This is a genomic window from Enterobacter sp. EC_50, from assembly GCF_019584525.1.
Taxonomy (GTDB): domain Bacteria; phylum Pseudomonadota; class Gammaproteobacteria; order Enterobacterales; family Enterobacteriaceae; genus Enterobacter; species Enterobacter roggenkampii.
Map to the genome: position 1 here is coordinate 1 of NZ_VDAF01000122.1, position 231 is coordinate 231.

Below are 231 nucleotides of genomic sequence, written 5' to 3' on the forward strand. Positions count from 1 at the left end.
TTTTTAATGCCAGTAATTCGGTGCTCCAGCGTGAACGTTGATAACCAAAATCGCCGGGAGAATGCTTTATCAGCTCACGTAACAGGGTGCAGATATGTTCAAAAGGCCAGCGTCGTGAGCGCCCTGCGGGTAAGGATTTCAGGCCTTCAATACCTGAGTGCGTAAACCAGTTAATCCAGCGACCAACGGATGAACGGGCACAACAGAGAGTTCTGGCAACATCGCTGACCC

At 50.6% G+C, this 231-nt stretch carries 1 protein-coding gene; it reads right to left on the reverse strand.

What is annotated here, in order from left to right; all coding sequences use genetic code 11:
• The coding region (locus FHC48_RS23925) for a helix-turn-helix domain-containing protein (protein WP_220420651.1) at positions 1-231 on the reverse strand (231 nt) is incomplete at both ends.